We start from the raw sequence: 16,718 nt of genomic DNA, 5'->3' as shown, positions 1-16,718 counted from the left end.
TCGGTGGCCGGTTGGGGGCGCCCCCCTTGCCGCCGGGCCAAGGGGGAGGGCGGGGCAGCCCCGGCGAAGGATAGGCGAATTCGCAGTGGCAGAACCGATATTAGAGGGAGCCGGGCACTTCCCGAGGGTGAGTTTCCGGTAATTGACCCTTCGCGGCAATGCGTTCCGCGCCGTTGTGCGCCTGCCGGAGCCCGCGTACGCCCGGCTGCCCTCCGGGCTCGGCGCCCCGGACGGGGCCCCGGCAGAGTGAGGGGTGGGGTTCCCCCAGCGGGTTGCGAGGGGGAGCATCCGGCCGGTCAGTCGTCCAACGGCAGTTGTGTGACGAGGAGTTTCCCGTCCATCGTCACGCCGCCGTCCATGGCGAGTGCGAGGCCGTCGGCGTACAGGTGCGGGCCGGTCACCTCCGGGAGTGCGTCCTCCTCGGCCTCTGCTCCCTCTCCCGTGTCGACGGCGCCGTTGCTCGCCGGCTCGCCGAGCAGATACGGGATGGGGCTGTGACCGTGCACGATCTGGCGCCCGCCGAAGACCGTGAGCAGCTCGCGTGCGGCCAGTGAACCGGTCTCCTCGCGGAACGCGAAGCGCTTGGTGAACTTGCGGAACAGGTCCCAGGTCTCGTCGGCGTCGTTGCGCTGCAGGGCTTCGGTGACGGCGTCGTTGACGGCCTCGATCGTCGTGCCGTACTCGAGATAGCAGGTGGCGTCGGAGTGGAGCAGGAGATGGCCGTCGGCGAGCGCCATCGCGTCGAGGCGTGACATCCACTGGATGTGGTGGTCCTCGAGCCGTTCCATGTCGGACTGCTGGCCGCCGTTGAGCAGCCACGCGGCCTGGAACGAGGCAGTCCCCGCACTGGAGTTGACGGGCGTGGCCCCGAACTTCTTGGCTCCGATGAGCAGGAGTTCGTGATTGCCCATCAGCGCCTTGCAGTAGCCGCCCGCCGCGGCCGCCTGCGCGGAGAGGTGCATGACGAGGTCGATGACGCCGATGCCGTCGGGACCGCGGTCGGTGAAGTCACCGAGGAACCACAGACGGGTGTCGCCCGCCGCCCAGTTGTCGTGCTTGTCGGTGATGCCCGCGTCGCGCAGCGCGTCGCGCAGCTCGTCGAGGTAGCCGTGCACGTCGCCGACGACGTACAGCGGGCCGGAGCCCTCCTCGGTCACTTGCTCGGTGGCGACGTCGACGAGCGTCGGCTCGTGTCCCTCGTCCGACGCACCGGAGTTGACCACAGGCAGGTCCCGCTCGGTGGGGGTGTACCCGTCGTCGGGCTCGCCGGGGTGCTCCTTCTCCGGCGGGTTCTCCCGCGACGGAGCGGGAGTCTCTTCCCACGCGGGCGTGGGCGTGCGCATGTGCTCGGCGTGAGCGACGGTGCCGGCCGCGGGGGGCCGCGCGGCGAGGGTTCCGGGTGTTCCCCGGTCCCGGTCCCCGGTTCCGTGCGCGGCGGCATCGCCGCCCTGCCACATCGCGGGTCCTCGACCGGCCCCCTGAGTCATCGACCCCTCCACCATCGCGTGCCGCCGTGCACCTGTCCGGACCTCGCCCTGCCTGCTCCGGCGGGGCTTCCCGCCCGTCGCCTGTCACGCCGAACCAGGGGTCCACACTTGCACAGGTCGGGATCGGGTCCCGGTGTCGTGCGCCCCATCATAGGAACGCCGGTGGGGGCTTGTGACGCACCTGGGGGCGGCAATTGCGGCTCGCGGACCCGTGGCTGGCGCATTCCTCCGCAAATCCCCCTCTCGTCCGCGGCTCGTCGCATGGTCCGAATGCCTGTCAGGCGTCTGCCGGACCGGCCGGCCCGGGCCCGTTCCCGGGGGAACGCGGCGCGCTGACGGTGGTGCGGGGCGGGCGGCGCTGGGAGGACGTGCGGACGATGAGGTCCGTCGGCATCACATGGTGGATCGGCGCGTCGCCGCCGACGCCCTCGATGGCGTCGATCAGGAGCTGGATGACGGTGTTGCCGATGCGGCCCGGCTTGAGCGAGAGCGTGGTGATGGGGGGCTCGGTCGTGGCGTAGACACTGGACTCGCTGCAGCACACCAGCAGCAGGTCCTCGGGTACGCGCAGCCCGTAGCGGCGTGCCGCCGCCAGCAGGTCCGTGCCGTTGGGGTCGAAGAGCCCGTACACCGCGTCGGGGCGGTCGGGCCTGGCCAGCAGCCGGTCGGCGGCGACGGCGCCGGCGCAGTGGTCGTGCGCCGGGTAGTGCTCGTAGACGGGTTCCTGCCCGACGCGGGCGCACCAGTCCAGGTAGGCGGTGGTCGACAGCCGCGTGTAGGTGTCGGTGCTGGTCCCGGTCAGCAGTCCGATGCGGCGGGCGCCCGCCTCGGCGAGGTGGTCGAGGAGGCCGCGGACGGCCTCCTCGTGGTCGTTGTCGACCCAAGCGGTGACGGGCAGCGAGCCGGCGGGGCGCCCGTCGGAGACGACGGGCAGACCCGAGCGGACGAGTTCGGTGACGACCGGGTCCTCGTCGGAGGGGTCGATGACGACGGTGCCGTCGAGCGCGACGTTCGACCACAGGTCGTGCCGGGAGGTGGCGGGAAGAATCACCAGCGCGTATCCCCGTGCGAGCGCTGCCGAGGTGGCGGCCCTGGCCATCTCGGCGAAGTAGGCGAACTCGGTAAAGGTGAACGGTTCTTCGCCGTACGTGGTGACCGTGAGCCCGATCAGGCCGGACTTTCCGGTGCGGAGCGTGCGGGCGGCCGCCGAGGGCCGGTAGCCCAGGCGCTGGGCGACCTCGCGCACGTGGCTGCGGGTGGCGTCGGGGAGGCGGCCCTTGCCGTTGAGCGCGTCGGAGACAGTCGTGATCGAGACACCGGCCGCGGCGGCGACATCGCGGATGCCCGCGCGTCCGCTCAGCCGGCTCCCCCCGCGTGCCCGGCGCGAGGCCGATGTCCGGCTTACCTGATGCTTCTCTGCTGCTGTCATGGCGCCCCGATCGTAGGCCCGTGGCGGAGGGGGTGCCGGACACTCCAGTGGGACCCCAGAAGGCACGATTCTGCACGTGCTGAAGAAGCCAACTGCCTTGGAATACATGAAAGTTGACGACCCATCATGAACTTTGTCCTCCTCGGCGGGCGGTTGCGCCGACGGACACGGCCATGTTGCGAGGAGGTCTCAACTCACCTTCATGAGTGATGCGCGCCACGGCTCAAGCCACCAGCGCGGAAGGGCGTGAGAGGGCTCATGGTGCAAGCCCGTACGCCCCCTGCCCGATTCCTCTTAGGGTTAGCAGCATTGATGTAGGCGGCAGGGACGAGGAGGAGTCAGCGGTGAGTGAGAACAAGCCCAGGCTGCGCGGCGCGCTCGAAGGCATTCCCACGTACAAGCCGGGCCGGCCGGCCTCCTCGGGGCCCGCCGCGTACAAGCTGTCCTCGAACGAGAACCCCTACCCCCCGCTCCCCGGCGTGCTGGAGGCGATGACCGCCGCCGCCGGCGCGGCCAACCGCTACCCGGACATGGCCTGCACCGGCCTCATGGAGGCGATCGCGAGCCGCTTCGGCGTTCCCGTCGAGCACGTGGCCACCGGCACCGGCTCGGTCGGCGTCGCACAGCAGCTGCTGCAGAGCACGGCGGGCCCGGGTGACGAAGTGATCTACGCCTGGCGGTCGTTCGAGGCGTACCCGATCATCACCCAGATCTCCGGCGCCGCGTCGGTGCAGGTGCCCCTCACCGAAGGCGAGGAGCACGACCTGGACGCCATGGCCGACGCCGTCACCGACCGCACCCGGCTGATCTTCGTCTGCAACCCCAACAACCCGACGGGCGTTGCCATCCCGCGGGACGCCCTGGAGCGGTTCCTCGACCGGGTCCCGGACGATGTCCTGGTGGTTCTGGACGAGGCCTACCGCGAGTTCGTGCGCGAGGAGACCGTCGTCGACGGCCTGGATCTCTACCGTGACCGTCCCAACGTGTGCGTGCTGCGCACCTTCTCCAAGGCGTACGGCCTGGCCGGCCTCCGGGTCGGCTTCGCGGTCGCGCACGAGCCGGTCGCCGCCGCGCTGCGCAAGACCGCCGTGCCCTTCGGCGTCAGCCAGGTCGCCCAGGACGCGGCGGTCGCCTCGCTGCGCAGCGAGAACGAACTGCTCGAGAGGGTCGAGGGGCTCGTCGCCGAGCGTGCCCGCGTCTCGCGCGAACTGGTCGCACAGGGCTGGACGGTTCCGGCCTCGCAGGCCAACTTCGTGTGGCTGCGGCTCGGGGACCGTACGACCGCCTTCGCCGGGGCGTGCGAGAAGGCGGGCGTGATGATCCGGCCGTTCCCGGGCGAGGGAGTGCGGGTCACGGTGGGGGAGAGCGAGGCCAATGACATCTTCCTGCAGACCGCCGCGGCCTTCCGCAAGAGCGAGTTCTGACCCACGGCTTCCGCCCCCGCGGAACGGCCGCCGCACCAGGTGCGGCGGCCGTTCCGCATTCCGGGGGACCCCCTTGCCGTGTCCGAAAAGCCCGGTCGTACGATGTCTTGTGAATGTGAACGCATTCACGAGTACCTTGTGCGGTCCGGTCATAGCTGTCCGAACGCGGACGAAACTCTCGCCGGGCACCGGCCGCAGCCGCGAGGCAAAGGAGAGAGCCCGTGGAGATGGCAGCACTGGCGCCGGAGACCCTGGCGCGCTGGCAGTTCGGCGTCACGACCGTCTACCACTTCCTGTTCGTCCCGCTGACGATCTCCCTCGCCGCGCTCGTCGCCGGCCTGGAGACGGCCTGGGTGCGCACGGGCAAGGAGATGTACCTCAGGTCCACCAAGTTCTGGGGAAAGCTTTTCCTGATCAACATCGCCCTCGGCGTGGTGACCGGCATCCTCCAGGAGTTCCAGTTCGGCATGAACTGGTCGGACTACTCCCGTTTCGTCGGCGACGTCTTCGGAGCGCCCCTCGCCTTCGAGGCGCTCGTCGCGTTCTTCTTCGAGTCCACCTTCATCGGCCTGTGGATCTTCGGCTGGGACAAGCTGCCCAAGCACATCCACGCGGGGTGCATGTGGATGGTGGCTCTCGGCACCGTTCTGTCCGCGTACTTCATCCTGGCCGCCAACTCCTGGATGCAGCACCCCGTCGGCTACCGCATGAACGCCGAGAACGGACGTGCCGAACTCACCGACTTCATGCGGGTGCTCACGCAGAACACGGCGCTGGCGCAGTTCGGGCACACCCTCGTCGCCGCCTTCCTCACCGGCGGGGCGTTCATGGTGGGCATCGCCGCGTACCACCTGATGCGGGGGCGGCACGTGCCCGTGATGCGCTCCTCGATGCGGCTCGGACTGGTCGTGATGGTGGTGGCCGGAGTGCTCACGGTGGTCACCGGCGACCGGCTGGCGAAGATCATGTACGAGCAGCAGCCGATGAAGATGGCCTCCGCCGAAGCGCTCTGGGACACCCAGGCGCCCGCGCCGTTCTCGCTCTTCGCCTACGGCAACGTGGAGAAGGGCCACAACGAGGTCGCCCTGGAGATCCCCGGGCTGCTCTCGTTCCTCGCGCACGACAACTTCTCCGAGGCCGTGCCCGGCATCAACGACACGAACGCGGCGATGCGCGAGAAGTACGGCGACAAGCTCGGCATCGACGACTTCCGGCCCAACATCCCGCTCGCCTACTGGTCGTTCCGGTGGATGATCGGCTTCGGGATGAGCTCCTTCGCGCTCGGCGCGGCAGGGCTGTATCTCACCCGGCGCAGGCTCTGGCTCTCACCACGCCTGCGCACGGCCGACGACGAGGTTCCGCGCCTCGCCCTCACCCGCGACCGCGAACTCGGCCCCTCCCTCACCCGCTGGTACTGGCGCCTCGCGCTGTACACCCTGGCGTTCCCGCTGATCGCCAACTCCTGGGGCTGGATCTTCACCGAGACCGGCCGCCAGCCCTGGGTCGTCTTCGGCGTGCTGCCCACGGCGGCGGGCGTCTCTCCCAGCGTCAGCCAGGGCGAGGTCGTCACCTCCATGAGCGTCTTCATCGCCCTGTACGCACTGCTCGCCGCCATCGAGGTCAAGCTGCTGGCGAAGTACGTCAAGGCCGGCCCGCCGGAGCTGACCGAATCCGACCTCAACCCGCCCACTCGGATCGGCGGGCACGACAGCGACGACCCCGACCGGCCCATGGCCTTCTCGTACTGAGGAGCACGCGATGCAGCTTCACGACCTCTGGTTCGCGGTGATCGCCGTGCTGTGGACCGGCTACTTCTTCCTCGAAGGCTTCGACTTCGGCGTCGGAGTCCTCACCCGGCTCCTCGCCCGCGACCGAGGGGAGCGGCGCGTACTGATCAACACCATCGGGCCCGTGTGGGACGGCAACGAGGTGTGGCTGATCACGGCCGCCGGTGCCACGTTCGCCGCGTTCCCCGACTGGTACGCGACGCTCTTCTCCGGCTTCTACCTGCCGCTGCTGGTCATCCTGGTCTGCCTCATCGTGCGCGGAGTCGCGTTCGAGTACCGCGCCAAGCGCCAGGAGACGGCGTGGCAGGACCGCTGGGAGTGGGCCCTGTTCGTCACGTCGCTGCTGCCGGCCTTCCTGTGGGGTCTCGCCTTCGCCAACCTCGTACGGGGCGTTCCCATCGACGCGGACAAGAACTACGCGGGCAGCCTCGCGGACCTCCTCGGCCCGTACGCGCTGCTCGGCGGGCTCGTGACGCTCACCCTCTTCACCTTCCACGGGGCGGTGTTCGCCGCGCTCAAGACGACGGGCGACATCCGCCCCCGCGCGCGGCGCGTGGCCACCGTGACGGGCCCGGTCTGCGGTGTGCTCACCGCCTGGTTCCTCACCTGGACGCAGCTGGACTCCGGCGACGGCAGGAGCTTCGTCGCGGCCGCGGTCGCCGTGGGCGCCCTCCTCGCGGCCGTCGTGGCCAACGGCGCCGCCCGCGAGGGCTGGGCGTTCGGCCTGTCCGGGGTGACCGTGGCCGCGTGGACGGCGGCGCTGTTCTTCGCGCTCTTCCCGGACGTCATGCCCTCCTCGCTCGACCCGCGCTGGAGCCTGACCGCTGAGAACGCCGCCTCCAACCCGTACACCCTGAAGATCATGACGTGGTGCGCGGCGTTCGCCACCCCGGTCGTGATGCTCTACCAGGGTTGGACGTACTGGGTCTTCCGCAAGCGCATCGGCACCCGGCACATCGCCGGGAACCACTGAGGGAGGGCCACCGATGAGGCCCGTCGACCCGCGGCTGCTGGCCCACGCCCGCGCCACCCGCGTCTTCCTCGCCACCTCGGTGGTGCTGGGGCTCGTCTCGGCGCTGCTCGTCATCGGGCAGGCCGTGCTGATCGCGGACCTCGTCGTCCGAGCCTTCAAGGACGGCGCCGGCGTGCACGACCAGCTCCTGCTGCTCCTCGCCGTCACCGCGGGCCGTGCCCTGGTCTCCTGGCTCACCGAACTCGCGGCACACCGCTCGAGCGCGGCCGTGAAGTCCGAGCTGCGCACACGCCTCCTGGACCACGTCCTCGCCCTCGGCCCGTCCGGGCTCCCGGACCGGCGGACCGGCGAGCTGGCCAACCTCGCCACCCGCGGCATCGACGCCCTCGACGGCTACTTCTCCCGGTACCTTCCCCAACTCGCCCTGGCCGTCGTCGTGCCCGTCGCCGTGCTGATCCGCGTCGTCAGCGCCGACTGGATCTCCGCGGCGGTCATCCTCGTCACCCTTCCGCTGATCCCGCTGTTCATGGCCCTCGTCGGCTGGGCGACGCAGGCCCACACCGACCGTCGGTGGCGCCTGCTCTCCCGGCTGTCCGGACACTTCCTGGACGTCGTGTCGGGACTGCCCACGCTCAAGATCTTCGGCCGCGCGAAGGCGCAGGCCCGCAACATCCGCGCCATCACCGACGACTACCGCCGTGCCACCCTGCGCACCCTGCGCATCGCCTTCCTCTCGTCCCTCGTACTGGAACTCCTCGCCACCATCTCGGTCGCGCTGGTGGCGGTCGGCATCGGAATGCGGCTCGTGCACGGCGAACTCGACCTGTACACGGGCCTGCTCGTCCTCGTGCTCGCCCCGGAGGCCTATCTTCCGCTGCGCCAGGTCGGCACCCATTACCACGCGGCCGCCGAAGGGCTGTCCGCCGCCGAGGAGGTCTTCGACGTCCTCGCCGAACCGCTCCCGCGCGGTTCCGGCGTACCCGCCCCCGACCTGCGGACGGCCACCCTCACCGTCGACGGGCTCCGCGTACGCCACGAAGGCCGCGCCCACGACTCGCTGCCCCCGACGGACCTGACCCTGCGCCCCGGCGAGACGGTCGCCCTGACGGGACCTTCCGGCGCGGGAAAGTCGACGCTGCTCCAGGCGGTGCTGGGCTTCGCACGGCCGGCCTCGGGAGCCGTCCGCGTCGACGGCACCGACGTGCGCGACCTCGACCCCGCCGGCTGGCACGCCCGGATCGCCTGGGTGCCCCAGCACCCGCACCTGTTCGCGGGCACCGTCGCGGACAACGTCCGCCTGGCACGGCCCACCGCGACCGACGAGCAGGTGACCGCCGCGCTGACCGCCGCGGAAGCCGGCCTCGACCCGGCGACCGCCGTCGGCGAAGCGGGCGCCGGAATCTCCGCGGGGCAGCGCCAACGTGTCGCCCTGGCAAGGGCGTTCCTCACCGACCGGCCGCTCCTCCTGCTCGACGAGCCGACGGCGGCCCTCGACGGGGAGACCGAGTCGTCCGTCGCCGCGACGCTGAGCCGCATCTCCGAGGACCGCACGGTCCTGCTCGTTACGCACCGCCCGGCCCTGCTCGGCACGGCGGACCGGGTCGTCACCCTCCCACCGCCGGTGCCCCCCGCGTCCAGGGCCGTCCGGCTGCCGAATGCGACATCCGTGGGCACAACTCACTTGTGTACGCGGTCTGTTGACACGGAGAACGGACGGGCTGGCGCACGAGGGGACGGACGGGCGGACGCCACCCGCGAGACCCCCGGTCCGGGCACGGGCGACGGCCACGGCCCGCCCCTGTCCGCACGTGAGCGCGGTCCCGGGCCCCGCCTGACCCTCGCGGCCGTGCTCGGTTCGCTCGCCCTGCTCTGCGCCGTCGGCCTCATGGCCACCTCGGGCTGGCTGATCTCCCGCGCCTCTCAGCACCCGCCCGTGCTGTACCTGATGGTCGCCGTCACAGCCACCCGGACCTTCGGCATCGGACGTGCCGTGTTCCGCTACGCCGAGCGTCTCGTCTCGCACGACGCGGTGCTCCGCGTGCTCGCCGACGTACGGGTCCGCATCTACCGCAGGCTCGAACCCCTCGCACCGGCCGGTCTCCGGTTCATGCACCGCGGGGACCTGCTCACCCGCCTCGTCAGCGACGTCGACGCCCTCCAGGACCGCTTCCTGCGCTGGCTGCTGCCGGCCGTCGTCGCGGCGGTCACGGGAGCGGCGGCCGTCGCGTTCACAGGCGCGCTTCTCCCGTCGGCCGGTGCGGCACTCGCCGCCGGGCTGCTGGTGGCCGGCGTCGCCGTCCCGGCGCTCACGGGCGCGGTCTCGCGTCGCGCGGAGCGCAGACTCGCCCCCTCACGGGCCGTGTTGACGACGCAGGTGGTCGATCTCCTCACCGGCACCGGGGAGTTGACCGTCGCCGGCGCGCTGCCCGCGCGCAAGGAGGCGGCCCGCGACGCGGACCGGCGCCTCACCCGGATCGCCGCCCGCTCCTCCGCCGCGGCCGCGCTCGGCTCCGGTCTGACGACCCTCGCCTGCGGCCTCACGGTCACCGCCGCCGCGTGGGCCGGAACCTCGGCGGTGCACGCGGGACGCCTCGACGGGGTGTGGCTCGCCGCCGTCGTGCTCACGCCGCTCGCGGCGTTCGAGGCGGTCAACGGAATGCCCCTCGCCGTCAGTCACCGGCAGCGCGCCGTGCGCTCGGCCCGGCGCGTGCGGGACGTCGTGGACGCGCCGGAACCCGTGCGGGAGCCGGAACACCCGCGGCCCGCACCCGATTCGCCGTTCCCGCTCGTCCTCCGCTCCGTCACGGCGCGCTACCCGGGCGCGGGGCGCTACCCGGACGCGTGGCGTTCGGAGCGCCCCGGCACGCTGCCTCCGGATGCTCCGTGCCAGGACGCCGGGAGGCGGCAACCGCCCCCGCCCCTCTCCGGTTTCGACCTGGAGCTCACCCCCGGCCATCGCGTCGCCGTCGTCGGCGCCTCGGGCTCCGGCAAGACCACGCTCGCCCGTACGCTGCTGCGCTTCCTCGACGCGGAGAGCGGCTCGTACACGCTCGGCGGCGCACCCGCCGACGGCGGAGTACCGGCCACCGCGCTCCACTCGGACACGGTGCGCCGCTTCGTGGGTCTCTGCGCCCAGGACGCCCACGTCTTCGACAGCTCGCTGCGCGAGAACCTGCTCCTCGCGCGCAGGGACGCCACGGACGGCGAACTGCGCAGCGCCCTGGCCAGGGCCCGCCTCGACTCCTGGACGGACCTGCTGCCCGACGGCCTGGACACGCTCGTCGGGGAGCACGGTGCCCGCCTCTCCGGCGGGGAGCGTCAACGGCTCGCGCTCGCCCGTGCGTTGCTCGCGGACTTCCCCGTCCTCGTACTGGACGAGCCCGCGGAACACCTCGACCTGCCCACGGCGGACGCGCTCACCGCCGACCTGCTGGCCGCCACCGAGGGCCGCACCACCGTCCTGATCACGCACCGGCTGAAGGGACTGGAGGCGGTGGACGAGGTGATCGTGCTGGACGCGGGCCGCACCGTCGAACGCGGCACGTACGGTGAACTGGCCGCCGCCGGCGGGCCGTTCAGCCGGATGCTTGCCCGTGAAGCGGCGAGCGGCGCCCCGGCGCACCGTGCCCGCCCAGGCCGCCCCGCGTCGCCCGAGGACCGTCGTCCGGCCGCCGTTGCCCGTACCGGAGCAGCAGGTTCTCGATGACCTCGGCGACCCCGTCGGCCTCGTTGGAGGACGTGTGGTTCGTGGTGGCGGCAAGCACCTCGGGATGCGCGTTGGCCATCGCGTACGACGTGCCCGCCCAGCTCAGCATCTCCAGGTCGTTCGGCATGTCACCGAACGCGACGACCTCCTCGGGCCTGACTCCGCGCTGCGCACAGCACCGCGCAAGCGTGCTGGCCTTGCTCACACCCGTACCGCTGATCTCGAGCAGCGCGGACTTGCTGGAGCGGGTGAACTGCGCGTGCGTGCCGGCCACTTTGCGTCCCAGGGCGAGGAACTCGTCCGGTTCCAGTTCCGGGTGGTGGGCCAGCAGCTTCAGCACGGGCTCCTCGTGCTCCGGGCCCAGCAGCTTCTCCACGGGCGCGACGATCCGCACGGGGTCGGGGTGCAGCGCCGGGTACTCCGGGTCGAGGTGGAGGCCGCCGACGCGTTCGACGGCGAAGCTCACGCCGGGAGCCGCCTCGCGCAGCGCTCCGACGACCGAGAGCGCGTCGTACCGGTCCAGCGCCCGTACGTCGACGACCTGACGTCCGCGGTGCAGGTCGACGACCGCGGCGCCGTTCGCACAGATGGCGAGGCCGTGGCCGTGGACGTGGTCGCTGACGACGTCCATCCAGCGGGCGGGGCGGCCGGTGACGAAGAAGACGTCGAGCCCTGCGGCCTCGGCGGCGGCGAGGGTGGCGACCGTGCGTTCGGAGACGGTCTTGTCGTCACGCAGCAGCGTGCCGTCGAGGTCGGTCGCGATCAGGCGGGGGCGTGCGGTGTGGGCCGGGGCGGCCATGGACACGACCGCCGGAGCGGTGGCGCCGACCCGGGCGGCCAGGGGGGAACCGGCTGCCGGATCGGCGGGGGGAGCGCTGGGTGCGCGGAATGCGGGCGGCTCAGTCACAGCGACCATCTTTCCGCATATGCACGCACACCAGTGCGGAGGGCTCCCCTGATGAGCGGTGAACGGGGCAAGTGCCCTCCCAGGCGGCGGGAGCGCCCTCCCGGCCGGCCGGCCGCCCGCACTGCTCCTGCGCTGCTCCTTCGCTGCCGGTCTACTTCTGTGCCGCCGAGCCCCGGAGCTGCGACGGGCCCTCGGCGGCGATGCGCTCGAAGACCTTCTCGTCGGCGGCGAACTGCGAGTCCGGAATCGGCCAGTGCAGCACGATCTCGGTGATGCCCGCCTCCGCGTACTTCCCGGCGAAGTCGACGAAGGCGTCCACGGAGTCCAGGGGCGTCCCCGGCACGAACCCGGTGAGCAGGACCTTCTCCAGCTCCGACGCGTCCCGTCCGGCCCGGTCGCAGGCCGTGCCGAGCCGCGCGATCTGGTCGCGCACGGCCTGGAGCCCCTCGGCGGGGGTGCCCGTCGCGGCGATGCGCGGATCGCCCGTCGTCACCCAGGCCTGGCCGTGGCGCGCGGCGAGCAGCATGCCGCGGGGGCCCGTGGCGGCCACCGCGAAGGGCAGGCGGGGGCGCTGCACACAGCCGGGGATGCCGCGCACCCCCTCCGCCGAGTAGAAGGTGCCCCGGTGGGAGACGACCGGTTCGCGGAGCAGCCTGTCCAGCAGCGGCACGAACTCCCCGAAGCGCTCCGCGCGCTCCCGCGGCGTCCACGGCTCCTGGCCGAGCGCCGTCGCGTCGAAGCCGTTGCCGCCCGCGCCGATGCCCAGGGTGAGGCGGCCGCCGCTGATGTCGTCCAGGGACATCAGCTCCTTGGCCAGCGTCACGGGGTGCCGGAAGTTGGGCGAGGTGACGAGGGTGCCCAGGCGCATGCGCGATGTGGCCGACGCGGCGGCGGTCAGGGTGGGCAGGGCGCCGAACCACGGTCCGTCGCGGAAGTTGGCCCGCCACGAGAGGTGGTCGTAGGTGTAGGCGGTGTCGAAGCCCAGCTCCTCGGCACGCTGCCACCGCTCGTGTCCGCCCTCGTGCCAGCGCAGGACGGGAAGGATCACGGTGCTCAGTCCCGGGACGGACCCGACCTGTGACCCGGTCCGCGGGGGACGCAGTCCGGGCGGGGGGAGAGGGGAATCGGCCATGGCGCCGAGCGTACGGCGGGCGGTCGCCGACCGGTAGCGCCGGGTCAGATTCCGGTTCCTTTCCGTCATTCGCCAGAACGAAGGTGAAGAGTGGACAATTGCCTCATAAGTGGCGTGCTGGAACGCGGCTCGATCCTGTCGCGGGCGCCCGGCCCGAGGCGGAACGAGCGGTACGGCACAGCCCAGGGAACGCGTGGAGCCGCGCCCACCGGGCGTCGTCCCGGATCGGCACCCGCCGGTGGCACCGGCGCCGCGCTTCCGCAGGAGTGAGGGAGGAGCGTCCGTCATGGCAGCAGCTCGTGGGCGGTATGTCGCCGACCGTGGACTGACCAGCCGCATGGTGATCACGATGTTCCTGATCGGGCTGCTGTACGTGCTACTGGTGGGCGTGCTGATTGCGCTGCTGGGCAACGCGTGGCCGCTGATCGTGATCGCGGTGGGCGGCCTGTTCATCGCCCAGTTCTGGTTCAGCGACCGCATCGCGGCCTTCAGCATGGGGGCCCGTGAGGTGACCCCGGAACAGGCACCCGAGCTGCACGGTGCCGTCGACCGGCTCTGTGCGCTCGCCGATGTCCCGAAGCCCAAGGTGGCCATGGCCGAGAGCGACGTCCCCAACGCCTTCGCCACGGGGCGCAGTCAGCGCAACTCGATGGTCTGCGCGACGACGGGCCTGATGCGGCGCCTCGAACCGGAGGAGGTCGAGGGCGTCCTCTCGCACGAGCTGTCGCACGTCGCACACCGCGACGTCGCCGTGATGACCATCGCGTCGTTCCTGGGCGTACTTGCCGGCGTGCTGACCAGGGTCGCCCTGTGGAGCGGCCTCAGCGGTGCCGGACGCAACGACCAGAGCGGCCTCGGGATCATCCTGCTGGTGATCCCGCTGGTGAGCATCGTCGTCTACATCCTCAGCTTCCTGCTGACCCGGCTGCTCTCGCGCTACCGCGAACTGTCCGCGGACCGCGCGGGCGCGCTGCTCACGGGCCGGCCGTCCGCGCTGGCCTCCGCACTGACCAAGGTCACGGGCCAGATGTCCCGCATCCCGACCCGCGACCTGCGGAAGGCCGAGCCCTTCAACGCCTTCTTCTTCGCACCCGCCTTCTCCGGCGAGACCGTCGCCACGCTGTTCTCCTCGCACCCGCCGCTGGAGCGGCGCCTGGAGCAGCTGAGCCGCATCTCGGCGCAGCTCGGGCAACAGTGATCGAAACCGCCGCGCACCTGTACGAGGACGTGAACTCCGTGGGCCTTCTCGACGCGCTTCTGGGCCGCAGCAAACCCGTGCGCCCCGACCTCGACCAGCTCTTCGCTCTGCCGTCGGCCGCCATCACCCTTCAGGCCGGTGCGGACCTCGTACCGACGGGGCTGGGGTCGGTGTGCTTCGCGAGCGTGGAGGGCGGCGCCTTCAAGCAGTTGCAGCGCGACGTGCGGCAGTTGCTCGACACCGACCGTGCTCGGGGTGCCTCCCGGGCCGGAGTCCCAGGGGCAGGGGCCGGGGCCGAAGGTCCGGTGGGAGGGGTCCCCGTGGAGTTCAGCCGGGACGAGTACGGCTATACCTGGCTGGTGGCCCGGCACGAGCCCGAGGAGACGGTCGAGCTCGTCAACGATCTGCACGCCGTGAACACCCTGCTCGAAGAGAACGGGTTCGGGCCCCAGCTGCTGTGTTCGCTCGTGGGCTTCCGGGGGGCGGAGGAGACGGAGAGCGAAGGGGCCGCGGCGCGCTCGCTCGCCCTCGTCTACCTCTACAAGCGCGGCACCTTCTATCCGTTCGCCCCTCAGGCCGGGCGGAAGGAGAAGCGGGACAGCGCACTGGAGCTCCAGATACGCGGGCTGCTGACCGACGACCTGCCCGTCGAAGCGGACCTCGGGCGCTGGTTCCCCGTCTGGGGGGCGCCCGGACTCTGAGCCGGGCGGGATTCCGAGGCCGCTCGGCCGGGATTCCGAGACCGCGCGACCAGGATTCCGAGACCGCGCGGCCCGGGCTCAGCACGGCCGGAGAGGATCAGGGGCGCCGCCGTGCGCGTTCTTGCGCCACCACCTCGTCCAGGTCGGCGATGCGGTCAAGGTTGCGCAGCTGCGGAGCGAGGCGCCAATTGCCCGCCAGCCGGGCCTCGTTGCGGGAGAGGAACCACCAGTACCCGGCGGTGTACGGACACGCCTCGTCACCGGTGCGAGCCGTCGGGCGGTAGACGCAGTCGTGGCAGAAGTCGCTCATCCGGTTGATGTAGGCGCCGCCCGCCGCGTACGGCTTCGTGGTGATCCTGCCGCCGTCCGCGTACTGGGACATGCCGATGACGTTGGCGGCCATGACCCATTCGTAGCCGTCGACGAAGCAGCGGTGGAACCAGTCGCAGAGCTCGGCGGGGTTCCAGCCGCGCTGCAGGCCGTAGTTGCCGAGGATCATCAGACGCGGGATGTGGTGCGTCCAGCCCCGGTCGCGCACGTCCCGCAGCACGGTGGACAGACAGCGGGCCCGCACGTCCTCGGCGTCGAGCCCGGCGAACCAGTCCGGCAGGCGCCGTCTCGCCCGCAGCGCGTTGCGCCGCGCGTATCCACGTCCGAAGTGCCAGTAGGTGTGCCACACGTAGTCGCGCCACCCGATGACCTGGCGGATGTAACCCTCGGCGCTGCGCAGCGGCACCCTGCCCTCGCGCCACGCGCTCTCGGCCGCCCGCACGCACTCCATCGGGTCCAGCAGGCCGAGGTTCAGGGCCGCGGAGAGCCTGCTGTGGCTCATGTCGGGGTCGCCCGCGAGAACGGCGTCCTCGTAGGGGCCGAAGGTGGGCAGGCGCTCCTCGACGAAGTCCCTCAGCGCCCGCCGGGCCTCGCCCCGGGTCGCGGGGAACTGCCGCGGTCCGTCGCGGCCGACGAAGCAGACCTCGCCCCTGCGTTCGGCGGCGTCGAGGTCGGCGCGCACCTCCGCGTCGATGTCGTCCTCGTCCGGGACGTACGGCGGGGGAAGGGCCAGCTCGCCGGACGCGGGCGGCGGCTCCCTGTTCTCCTTGTCGAGGTTCCACCGCCCGCCGGCGGGTTCGTCGCCGTCCATCAGGAGGCCGGTCGCTCTGCGGGCGCCGCGGTAGAAGTCCTCCATACGCAGCGGGCTGTCGCCGCGCCGGGCGGCCCACTCCTCGAAGTGGTCGCGGCCGGTGGCGAATCCGCGTGACGGGAGGACCCTCACTCCGTCGAGACTCCGCACGAAATCGGCGGCGGCACGGGACGTGGGTCCGCAGACCGTCAGCGGTCCTCGTACGCGGGTGAGCGCGTCCCGGTAGGTGTCGGCCCGGACGAAGAGCGCCTGCTCGCCCAGCTCCGCCGCCCTGTGCCGCAGCGCCGAGAGCACCAGATGGGCCTTCTGCCGGTGGAAGCGGCGCCGGCGCAGCACCGCGCGCGACTCGATCAGCAGTACGGGCTGGTCCTTCCCGTCCAGGAAGTGCGGGCCCAACTGGTCCGCGAAACACCAGCGGCGCTCTGGATCTGCCATCCACCCACACTGCGGCAGCACGGCGTGCTCCGCACACGCGGACGGGCCACCGGAGGGTGGCGTGCGGGGGGTTCCCGTTGGGACGGCCTCCGGCGGGGCGTCCCACGGCAGGGAACCTCTGGCAGGGGTGGGGGGACGCCGAGGGTAAGGGCGCGGGTCCCCGCGGGGTGGAGTGGGACGGGCGAGGGCGCGGTCGGGTGCGTGGTGCGGTGCGGTGCGGGTGGAGTGGGACGGGGGCGGGGGACGCCGAGGGTGAGGGCGCGGGTCCCCGCGGGGTGGAGTGGGACGGGAGAGGGCGCGATCGGGGTGCGTGGTGCGGTGCGGTGAGGGTGGTGCGGGCGAGAGTTCGGTCGGGGTGCGTGGTGCGGTGCGTCCGGCGCGTCCGGCGCGTCCGGGCG

General features: G+C 71.9%; 10 protein-coding genes and 1 pseudogene. 6 read left to right on the top strand and 5 right to left on the bottom strand.

Going from position 1 to position 16,718, the window contains the following annotated elements:
* Positions 1-296 precede the first annotated feature (296 nt).
* A complete protein-coding gene (locus tag EV375_RS18255; protein WP_130300371.1) occupies positions 297-1,502 on the bottom strand; it encodes a metallophosphoesterase in 1,206 nt (401 codons plus the stop codon).
* A 262-nt stretch (positions 1,503-1,764) separates the two neighbouring features.
* Positions 1,765-2,916, bottom strand: coding sequence for a LacI family DNA-binding transcriptional regulator (locus EV375_RS18250; RefSeq protein ID WP_130300370.1), 1,152 nt, complete (start codon positions 2,914-2,916; stop codon positions 1,765-1,767).
* A 344-nt stretch (positions 2,917-3,260) separates the two neighbouring features.
* Here EV375_RS18250 and hisC point away from each other — a divergent pair, with 344 nt between their 5' ends.
* The 4 genes from hisC to cydD all read left to right on the top strand — a co-directional run bounded on the left by hisC (position 3,261) and on the right by cydD (position 10,806).
* A complete protein-coding gene (gene hisC / locus EV375_RS18245; protein ID WP_130300369.1) occupies positions 3,261-4,340 on the top strand; it encodes a histidinol-phosphate transaminase in 1,080 nt (359 codons plus the stop codon).
* 227 nt (positions 4,341-4,567) lie between these two features.
* Complete coding sequence (locus EV375_RS18240) at positions 4,568-6,088, top strand: cytochrome ubiquinol oxidase subunit I (RefSeq protein WP_130301941.1); 1,521 nt, start codon at positions 4,568-4,570, stop codon at positions 6,086-6,088.
* A 10-nt stretch (positions 6,089-6,098) separates the two neighbouring features.
* Positions 6,099-7,100, top strand: a complete 1,002-nt coding sequence (cydB, locus tag EV375_RS18235; RefSeq protein WP_130300368.1) for a cytochrome d ubiquinol oxidase subunit II — start codon at positions 6,099-6,101, stop codon at positions 7,098-7,100.
* Positions 7,101-7,113: 13 nt separating this feature from the next.
* A complete protein-coding gene (gene cydD, locus EV375_RS18230) occupies positions 7,114-10,806 on the top strand; it encodes a thiol reductant ABC exporter subunit CydD (protein WP_130300367.1) in 3,693 nt (1,230 codons plus the stop codon).
* Here cydD and EV375_RS29760 read toward each other — a convergent pair.
* A pseudogene (locus EV375_RS29760) lies at positions 10,790-11,605 on the bottom strand (HAD family hydrolase); the annotation flags it as partial. The gene cydD and the pseudogene EV375_RS29760 overlap by 17 nt on opposite strands.
* Before the next feature lie 259 nt (positions 11,606-11,864).
* Positions 11,865-12,845 (bottom strand): LLM class flavin-dependent oxidoreductase, encoded by a 981-nt coding sequence (locus EV375_RS18220; RefSeq protein ID WP_130300366.1) that lies wholly within the window; start codon positions 12,843-12,845, stop codon positions 11,865-11,867.
* Positions 12,846-13,131: 286 nt separating this feature from the next.
* On the opposite strand from EV375_RS18220, the gene htpX reads away from it, so the two are divergent.
* Entirely contained in the window at positions 13,132-14,043 is a 912-nt protein-coding gene (gene htpX / locus EV375_RS18215) for a zinc metalloprotease HtpX (protein WP_130300365.1), read from the top strand.
* A gap of 38 nt (positions 14,044-14,081) precedes the next feature.
* Positions 14,082-14,744, top strand: coding sequence for a PspA-associated protein PspAB (gene pspAB / locus EV375_RS18210; RefSeq protein ID WP_130301939.1), 663 nt, complete (start codon positions 14,082-14,084; stop codon positions 14,742-14,744).
* A gap of 97 nt (positions 14,745-14,841) precedes the next feature.
* Here the strand turns inward: pspAB and EV375_RS18205 are convergent, their stop codons facing one another.
* Complete coding sequence (locus tag EV375_RS18205) at positions 14,842-16,320, bottom strand: cryptochrome/photolyase family protein (RefSeq protein ID WP_130300364.1); 1,479 nt, start codon at positions 16,318-16,320, stop codon at positions 14,842-14,844.
* Positions 16,321-16,718 lie beyond the last annotated feature (398 nt).

The organism is Streptomyces sp. CNZ301 (assembly GCF_004217425.1).
Note: the sequence above shows the minus strand (reverse complement) of the source record. Positions and strands in the feature narration are given on the sequence as shown.